Annotated in this window: 7 protein-coding genes and 4 pseudogenes; 6 read left to right on the top strand and 5 right to left on the bottom strand. The window is 61.0% G+C overall.

Translation table 11 applies throughout. The annotated features are described in order from the left end of the window. Positions 1-652 precede the first annotated feature (652 nt). Entirely contained in the window at positions 653-721 is a 69-nt protein-coding gene (locus tag AC07XB_RS38535) for an ESPR-type extended signal peptide-containing protein (RefSeq protein ID WP_492833122.1), read from the top strand. A 108-nt stretch (positions 722-829) separates the two neighbouring features. Further along, a complete protein-coding gene (locus AC07XB_RS38540) occupies positions 830-1,867 on the top strand; it encodes an IS481 family transposase (protein ID WP_416047111.1) in 1,038 nt (345 codons plus the stop codon). A gap of 34 nt (positions 1,868-1,901) precedes the next feature. Here AC07XB_RS38540 and AC07XB_RS38545 read toward each other — a convergent pair. Continuing rightward, positions 1,902-3,325 (bottom strand): annotated as a pseudogene (locus AC07XB_RS38545) (IS1182 family transposase). A 38-nt stretch (positions 3,326-3,363) separates the two neighbouring features. Here AC07XB_RS38545 and AC07XB_RS38550 point away from each other — a divergent pair. Together AC07XB_RS38550 and AC07XB_RS38555 are read left to right on the top strand one after the other, a co-directional pair. Continuing rightward, entirely contained in the window at positions 3,364-3,801 is a 438-nt protein-coding gene (locus AC07XB_RS38550; protein ID WP_492833113.1) for a hypothetical protein, read from the top strand. 378 nt (positions 3,802-4,179) lie between these two features. Then, the gene (locus tag AC07XB_RS38555) at positions 4,180-4,620 is read left to right on the top strand and encodes a hypothetical protein (RefSeq protein ID WP_492833114.1); all 441 of its coding nucleotides are present in this window, start codon (positions 4,180-4,182) and stop codon (positions 4,618-4,620) included. A 345-nt stretch (positions 4,621-4,965) separates the two neighbouring features. On the opposite strand, the pseudogene ggt reads toward AC07XB_RS38555, so the two are convergent. The 3 genes and pseudogenes from ggt to AC07XB_RS38570 form a co-directional block, all read right to left on the bottom strand. Beyond that, positions 4,966-6,572 (bottom strand): annotated as a pseudogene (ggt, locus tag AC07XB_RS38560) (gamma-glutamyltransferase). Positions 6,573-6,660: 88 nt separating this feature from the next. Then, the gene (locus tag AC07XB_RS38565; RefSeq protein ID WP_492833124.1) at positions 6,661-6,789 is read right to left on the bottom strand and encodes a hypothetical protein; all 129 of its coding nucleotides are present in this window, start codon (positions 6,787-6,789) and stop codon (positions 6,661-6,663) included. Positions 6,790-6,908: 119 nt separating this feature from the next. Continuing rightward, positions 6,909-7,124 (bottom strand): annotated as a pseudogene (locus AC07XB_RS38570) (tripartite tricarboxylate transporter substrate-binding protein); the annotation flags it as partial. Positions 7,125-7,156: 32 nt separating this feature from the next. Here AC07XB_RS38570 and AC07XB_RS38575 point away from each other — a divergent pair. Further along, a pseudogene (locus AC07XB_RS38575) lies at positions 7,157-7,279 on the top strand (DUF736 family protein); the annotation flags it as partial. A gap of 71 nt (positions 7,280-7,350) precedes the next feature. Here the strand turns inward: AC07XB_RS38575 and AC07XB_RS38580 are convergent. Then, positions 7,351-7,644 carry a helix-turn-helix domain-containing protein gene (locus AC07XB_RS38580; RefSeq protein ID WP_492833116.1) on the bottom strand — a complete coding sequence of 98 codons (294 nt, stop codon included), beginning with the start codon at positions 7,642-7,644 and terminating at the stop codon, positions 7,351-7,353. Positions 7,645-7,763: 119 nt separating this feature from the next. On the opposite strand from AC07XB_RS38580, the gene AC07XB_RS38585 reads away from it, so the two are divergent. Then, positions 7,764-8,114 (top strand): DUF2958 domain-containing protein, encoded by a 351-nt coding sequence (locus tag AC07XB_RS38585; RefSeq protein WP_492833118.1) that lies wholly within the window; start codon positions 7,764-7,766, stop codon positions 8,112-8,114. Positions 8,115-8,217 lie beyond the last annotated feature (103 nt).

Consider the following 8,217-nt stretch of genomic DNA (forward strand, 5'->3'; position numbering starts at 1 on the left):
TGACTACCCTGCCATCGTCCGGGCCATCGAAATGCCTGCGTATATTGAGCGTGTCGTGCGTTATTTTGATATTTAGGCGAAAAAGAAGGCGACCCGTTACATGGAGACAGGGAGGTGGCGGGTCGCCTGTCCGCCAACTGCGGGAGATCTGTTTCACAGGGCGAGTGTCAGACGGCCATATCCGAATGAATATCCTGCCCTGGATCGGTCAATTGGACGATATGCGTTAAAAGTTTAATCTGTGCGCAATTGAGATATTTTGGCGCCGATCTAGAAGGCGTATCGACGTCGTTAGGCAAGCCGGATACATGCATGCACGAAAGGTACTACAAGGGCTTCCCCGTTGGTTGCAAGCCCAATCGAAGTTTTCTATGGCAGATGCTCTATTGCTCGTTCAGTGTGATGGGAGAAGGTGAAGGACTGCGGTACTACAAACGGTCATATTGGGCCAAAAGCCCGGACCCTGATGTGTTAGAAGATCGGCACCGCTGCCAGCCTTGTCTGAATGTGTGTGAATAGCAAGGGCGTCTGTATGAGTTGTTGATCTTGTGGTGCGGCCACGTGAATAACCTAGACGGCAATATTGCTAACTCAGGTTATAGGCAATGAATAAGACGTACGCTCGATCTGGAACGAGTCACTCGGTGCCTGGGTGGCAGTATCAGAGACGACCCGCACGCGGGGGAAACCTAGCCGCTCGAAGGCATCTCGTCATCTGTAATAGTCTAGACTAAATCTGACAGTGGTTGGTTATCCATGCCGCCGCACGTTGGTGCGAAGGGCGTAGCCCGGAGTGCCAGTGTGCGGCGGAATCCACAAGGAGTCCGCCATGACTCAGGAACAGAAAGTCATCCGTGCCAAGGTCGGCATACTGGAACTGGCCCGGCAACTGGGCAACGTGAGCCAGGCCTGTCGCGTCATGGGTTATTCGCGCGATAGCTTCTACCGCTTCAAAGAGTTGTACGAGCGAGGCGGCGAAGCCGCGTTGCAGGAGATTTCGCGACGCCGGCCACTACTCAAGAATCGCGTCGATCCCGAAGTCGAAACTGCCGTGGTGGCCCTGGCACTCGAATTGCCCGCCTATGGCCAGATCCGCATTGCCAACGAGGTCCTCAAGCGCCATGCCCTGCACGTGTCGCCGCAGGGCGTGCGCAGCATCTGGCTGCGTCACGATCTGGAGACCATGAACAAGCGCCTGAAGGCGCTGGAAGCCAAATCCGCGCAGGAAGGGCTGGTCCTGACCGAGTTGCAACTGGCCGCGCTGGAGCGCGCCAAGCTGGAAAAGGAAACCCACGGGGAATTCGAATCCGAGTGCCCCGGCTATTGCGGCGCCCAGGACACCTTCTATGTCGGCACGCTCAAAGGCGTGGGCCGCGTCTACCAGCAGACCTTCGTCGACACCTACTCGAAGGTGGCCTTTGCCAAGCTCTACGATCGCAAGACCCCGTTGCCAGCCGCTGACCTGCTCAACGACCGCGTTGTGCCGTTCTTTGACAGCTACGGCATCCCGCTGTCGCGCGTGCTGACTGACCGCGGCACCGAGTACTGCGGCAATCCCGAGCATCACGAATACGAGCTCTATCTGGCCGTGGAAAACATCGACCACACCCGTACGCGGGCCAGGTCGCCCCAGACCAACGGCATCGTTGAACGGCTGCACAAAACCATGCTCAACGAGTTCTATCGCATCGCGTTTCGCAAGAAAGTCTACGACTCGATCGGCACATTGCAGCTCGATCTCGATGCCTGGCTTGACCAGTACAACAACCAGCGAGAGCATCAGGGGCGATGGTGCTACGGCAAAACGCCCATGCGCACCTTCCTCGACTCGCTGGAACTCGCCAAGGAGAAACTGATCCCGCATTGAGCCGCGCTTCTCGATTCAACAGCCCGACTATCTGTCAGATCGAGTCCCAGCTAATACACGTCATCATCGCCTTCATTGTTTTGGCAATACCAAGCACGCTGATCACGCGTTTGAGATTGTATGCAAGCACGTGCAGGCTCATCTCAGTGCTCACGTGTTCTAACGTCTTCGTCAGGAAGTGCGCCGAGCCCATCCAGTGTTTGAGCGTGCCAAACACGTGCTCAATGGTGCGTCTTCGCAGTGTCATGGCATCGGGCCTGCGGTCGAGCCGCTGCTGCATCCGTTCCAGCACCGCCTCATGCTCCCACCGCCGAATGCGCCGGTAGTCAGTGATCGTGCATTGCTCGCGCATTGGGCATCTGGGACAGGCGCTGCTCCAGTACACATGTAGTTTCAGGTTGTGCTCGAATGTCGTGAACCTATGGATCGCTCTCTCACCTGCCGGGCATTGGTATTGGTCGTCCCCTTCCACGTAGATGAAGTCTGCCTTGCTAAACCGTCCATCGGGCTTGGCGCTCGACGTCATCGGCTTCGGTACGAAGGGCGTGACGCCGGCGTCTTCGCACGCGCTGATCTGCGGTCCATTGAAGTACCCACGATCGGCAAAGGCCCGTAATTTGGTCCAGCCAATCGCTTCACGTGTAGCCCTCGCCATCTTGCTCAGTTGTGTACGGTCGCTGCCGATGTTTGTGACCTCGTGCGTGACGATCAGGTGGTGCTTGGCATCAACGGCTGTCTGCACGTTGTACCCCACAATTCCCGTTCCTTTGGCTTGCGAGATCATTGAGCGCGCATCGGGATCCGTGAGTGATAGCTGTTCATCGGGCGCGCTCTTCAACTTCTCCCTCGTGCGATCCAACTCCCGCATTTTCTGACGCAGCTTCTTGATCTTTTCCTGCAGCTGCACTGTCTTTGCCTCGATCTCAGCAGGCTGGGTTCGGTCGGCGGTCTCCAGCGCGTCGAGATAGCGCTGGATGCTCTGCTCAATCTGCTGCTGGCGCTTGTCGATCTTACATGGCGTGAAGTTGCGGTCCCGACTGTTGACTGCCTTGAACTTGCTGCTATCGATGGCCACGGTGCAATGAAGCGCCGGCAGACGTTGCGGATTCCCACTCCGTTGTCATGACGGAAGCCCGCAATGGTTTTGAAATCCGGTACAAGCCGTCCGGTCAGCCACATCAATTCGGCGTTGCGCTGTGACTCGCGCCCCAGGCGGCGGCTCGACTGGATGCGGTTGAGGTAGCCATAGATATAAATCTTCAGCAAGACCGACGGGTGATATGCCGGCCGACCGGTGGTTGCAGGAGCGGCCCCCTTAAAACCAAGCCTATGCAGATCAAGCTCATCAACAAAGGCATCGATAACGCGCACGGGATTGTCTTCACCGATATAGTCATCAAGACACTCTGGTAGTAGAGTAACCTGGTGCCGGTCTTCGCCTTCGATGAATCGCTTCATGGGCCGCCTCGCGCTCACAAGTTGCTTCAGTCTGGGCGATGCACTGGCGTTTTCACACAGCCTCGGCCAGGAGCCGCCACTATACCGAGCTGGTCCTCGCGGCCCTGTGCACGTGGCTGGCGGGCCGACACTATCTCGACAGCAATCCATGGGACGGGCTGCCCGCGCGGCGCGTCGCTGGCCGGAAGATCCACGTCAACGAGGCCGTGGCCGTCGCCGTGTGGGACGAACTTGCGGCGTGGCTCGATGACCAAGCGCACGACAGCGCCAGGATGCGCACGCTGCGTGCGGTGATCCTGCTGTTGCACGACAGTGGCATACTGTGCTTCGAGCTGGCCGGCGCCAGCAGCGCAGGCCTGTGTCCGGCCGCAGGGGGGCACACTGGAACGTTGGGGGGGAACATAGTTGGCAAGCGTGAGAAGGAGCGCTATGTACCGATCAGCCGGCGCGCCTACGAAGCACTGTGCGCGCACTGACGCATTCGCGATTTCGTCTGGCTGGCAAGCATCGACGGGCCATTGTTGGCGCCGCTGCCAGACAAGACCACGCCGCGCGGCCGCGCCACGGCCGATGCCGGCCGGCGCGGGGCTGAGATCGGCAAGCTGTTTTCGCGGACGCGAAAATCGGCGGGGACCGGCTGAAGGGCAGGGAATGCGAGAGGCAAGACTGGGGGCGCGAAGCGCCCTCTGCAGAAATGGGGTGGCCCGCCTAGTGCGGGCCACGGTTGAACCTAGAGTCGTCACCGGCATGTACATCCCGGAGAGGACAGATCAGTGCTGCATGGATCCCGCTTGCCGCTCCGTGTAAACTCAGGCATCGGCAGACCGACGACCATCCCCTTTATAAGGAAAAACATGAATCGACAATCATTTCGCGCGCTGTGCCTCTCCTTAGTGCTCACCGCCGCAGCCATGCCGGCGCTGGCCGATGACCTGAAGAACGCCGCGGGAGGCGGTCTGGGCGGTGCCGCGGGCGCGGCCGTCGGTGGCGCACTGGGCGGCAGCACGGGTGCCGTGATCGGCGGTGCGGTGGGCGGCGGTGCGGGCGGTGCGGTAACTGCCAACAAGCAGGAACGGACCGGCGCCGTCGTGGGTGGAGCACTGGGCGGTGGCGCCGGCGCAGCGGCCGGCAATGCCCTGGGCGGCCGAACCGGCGGCATCGTCGGTGCCGCGGCCGGTGGCGCAGCGGGTTCGGCGCTGGGCGGCAATGCGTCGCGCAACAACTATGCCGATGACCACAAGAATGGCAATCGCGGCAAGCACAAGGGCCACAAGCAGCATCGCCACGACGACTGAGCCACGCGACGCACGATGGCGCCCATCACATAGGCGGGCGCTGTCGATGAACCGAAAGAAGTGCAAAGGGACCTGCAGCTTGTGCGGCAGGTCCCTTTGCTATATGGATCAGCTGACGTGGGCGCGGTTGCTACAAGTGACGGACGTAATTGTTCTCGCACCTCGGCGATTGGGGCCCGCGAGCGGCGCGAGGCTGTTAGCGGCAGGATCTGCGTGCCGACATCTCAGCAAAGTCAGGTCTTGATCAAGTTGCGATTTGCAACTACATTGGTTGCGAAGTGCAACTTATGCGGGGCTCTCCGTGGACTTTATCGGCGATGCCTCCGGTATCCCTGGAAAGGCCGGTCAGGGTATTGTCGCTTCGAGCGCGACCCCGTCGCGGCCCGGATCGGCCCCACCATCGAGTTGCCCGTCTTTGACCCGGATGGCGTGCACCCAAGCGATCGTGTAGTTGTAGGGATTGCGGATCACCTCGTAGCCTTGCGCTTCCAGTTCTGCCGTGAGATAGCGGGGAATCCGGTTGCAGACGTCAACGGCATTGCTGGTGGCGGAGAAGCGGGGCGCTCAGACCGTGGCCTGCATTGTCATGCCGAAATCCACCACGTTCAGTACCGTCTGCAGCACGCCCATGGCAATCTGCGTTCCCCCCGGTGCGCCGAGAATGACTTCCGGTGTGCCGTCCCGGAACACAATCGACGGACATGACGACGTAAAGCGTCGTTTGTCTGGGGAAATGCTGCCGGCACGGCCCGGACGTGGGTCGAACACGCCCATACAGCCGTTATGCATGAACCCCAGGCCCGGCGTAATGACGCCTGACGGCATCGCCAGCGAGTGGGTCAGCGAAACGCAGTTGCCATCACCGTCCACCACCGACAGATGCGTCGTGTCGCGTGGGGCCACGTGGCCGGGATTGACGCGGGGTACGTCGATCTTATCGCCGGCGCGGATGCCATTGGCGAATTCGCGCGCGTAGCCTTTGTCGAGCAAGCGGGCGAGCGGCACTTCGACGAAGGCCGGATCGCCGACATGGAGGTCCTTGTCGCGGGTCGCGGCCTTCATGGCCTCGCAGACCACGCGCAGGTATTCCGGCGTGTTGTGGCCGATTTCCGCCAGATCGAACTGTTCGAGGATGTTGAGCATCTCGACCAGCATGACGCCGCCGCCCGGCGGCTGGTTGGTGGTAATCGTTCGCCCCCAGTAGGTGCCGGTCAGCGGTGCCGTCCGCTCGACGCAATAACCCGCCAAATCCTCGCGCGATAGCAAGCCGCCGTGCGCTTGCATGTCGGCGACGATGCGACTGGCGAGATCGTACAGGTAGAACGCGTCCGCCCCGTCGAGCGCGATCTGCTCCAGCGTGTCGGCGAAGTCAGGGTTGCGCAGCGGCGTGCCGATCACTTGGGCGATCCGTCCTTACGGCAGTAGAAACGTCGCCCGTCTTCGCTGAATGTCAGACGTTTCAGGTTGCTAGTGCGGCCAAGCGTGGCTACATCGGTCCAGAACGCATACATCCCGGGCCGCACAAAGTATCCTTCACGCGCCCAGCGGATGGCGGGCGCGATGACTGCGCTCCAGGGCAGCCGGCCATAGCTGCGATGGATCGCCTTCAGCCCGCGCAGCGTACCCGGGGTGGCGATCGACTGATAGCCGATGTCATTGACGCGGTCCTTCACAAAGAAGCCGAAGCCATCGCGCGCTTCGTCCTCCAGCTTGTCGGCTCACATCTCGGGCGTAGCACTCGCCGGTGCCGTTGCGTGGAAGTCGATGTATTCGTGCGTTTGCTTCGACGGCATATACACCGCAGCTGTCCCGAATCCGGCGATGCCACACATCAGCGGATCGACCACGGTCTGGGCGAAAGCGCAGGCGACTGCGGCATCAGCCGCATTGCCGCCGGCACGCAGAATCTCGACGCCCGCTTCCGCGGCTTCCGGCTGCGGGCAAACGACCATACCTTTTTTCATTGCTACCTCGGAATCAAGAATTGTGTCGGCGCTTGCTGGGCGCGCCGCGGCAGGGCGAGCGCCTGCCTCTTTTTGTTCAGTTGGCCCGCAGGTTCAGGTTGCCGATGGCATTTTTCCACTTGACGGTATCGCGCTCCGTCAACTCATGGAGCTTGCCGAGCGGCCCCGGAATGGGCGTGACGTGCATGGAGCGCAGCTTTTCCACCACAGCTGGGTCCTGGAGGAACTTCTGCGTGGCCTCGTGCAGGCGCTGGATGGAAGCGCAGGGGTACCGGTTTTGGCGGCGATGCCGGACCAGCCGATGTCCTCGAAGCCGGTCAGGCCGACCTCCGCCGCCGCTGGCACGTCGGGCAGGTCCGGCACGCGCTTTGCGGCAAACACCACCATGGGCACCAGCTTTCCCGCCCGGATCTGCGGCAATGCCGTGCTCATCACCGGCGCCATGACCTGGGTTTCGCCCGAGACGGTGGCAATAACACCATCGGGCTCGCCCTTGTAGGGGACATGGGTCATGCGAAAGCCGCGCTGCTTGAGCAGCATTTCCACCACGAGATGCGTCGAATTCCCCAGCCCGGCCCTACCTGTCCGTGACCCTCGATGATCCTTCGTTCCCGGCGACGATTTATGCCCGGCTGATCGAGGAAGACGATGGCATGCCCAACCTGATCTGGTCGCGTAGCAAGCCGGCGGCATAACCGCCACCCCAAAAACGCTCGCCCATTGCGGCGGGGCGCAGCTGCTGCTAACCACAGCATCGCGCGCACGCCTACGACGCGTCGCGCTCTTTCAAGATGGTCCCCAGTTCCTGGCGCACCTGCGCCAGAAGCTGGTCGGCCTTGTGCGTGCTGTCGGCGGCATAGGCCAGTGTCAGCAGCGTGAGCGGATGCACTTGCATGACCTCGCATAGCTCGGTCAGCTTGTGCATGGTCGGGCTTTTCAGGTTGCGCTCCAGGGAACTCATGTAAGTACGGCTAGACACGTCGGAGAACGCTTCCTGGCTCAAGCCGCGCGCTTTCCTGACTATGCGTATTGCTGTTGCCAATGAGTGTTTCGCCGTCATCAGTGGTTCCCCTAGAAAACCATGATGTCAGCCTATTGCGCTCTATAGGACTACAATCTATAGTGTTCATTTTAGAGCTGCTTTCGGTTTTCCCGGAATCTTTCCAGGAGGCAACGACCATGATCCAACCTCTCATCACCGCCGAACAACGCGAGCAGCTGCTCGCAAACGGCCAGGCATACGTAGCCGGCCATGCTTGCGACCCGCTGCCCGTGGTACGGCTGTTTACCCCGGACGCGCATGCGACCTGGCTACTGGCCGCGCTCGACCCGGCCGATGGTGACACCGCCTACGGTCTGTGCGACGTGGGTATCGGCATGCCCGAACTGGGCCATGTGAAGCTGTCCGACCTGGCATCCATCGTTGGGCCGCTCAAGAGGCCGATTCTTCGTGACCGGTACTTTCGGCCAACGCGGTCGTTAGGCGAGTACGCCCGGCTGGCACAGTCCAGTGGCTCGATCGTCGATTGATCGAGTGGGCAATCTGCAGAACCCCGTTGTTCGCGTCAATGCGATGCGGCATGCCGCATTTGGGGTCAGACGACCGCGGCATGCTGGAACGCCAGCTGCGGTC

Source organism: Cupriavidus sp. GW821-FHT02F09 (assembly GCF_059421605.1).

Bases quoted from the DNA above. Each gene is read 5' to 3' on its own strand.
- AC07XB_RS38540 (WP_416047111.1), top strand. From the start codon at position 830: ATGACTCAGGAACAGAAAGTCATCCGTGCCAAGGTCGGCATACTGGAA.
- AC07XB_RS38550 (WP_492833113.1), top strand. From the start codon at position 3,364: ATGCACTGGCGTTTTCACACAGCCTCGGCCAGGAGCCGCCACTATACC.
- AC07XB_RS38555 (WP_492833114.1), top strand. From the start codon at position 4,180: ATGAATCGACAATCATTTCGCGCGCTGTGCCTCTCCTTAGTGCTCACC.
- AC07XB_RS38580 (WP_492833116.1), bottom strand. From the start codon at position 7,644: ATGACGGCGAAACACTCATTGGCAACAGCAATACGCATAGTCAGGAAA.
- AC07XB_RS38585 (WP_492833118.1), top strand. From the start codon at position 7,764: ATGATCCAACCTCTCATCACCGCCGAACAACGCGAGCAGCTGCTCGCA.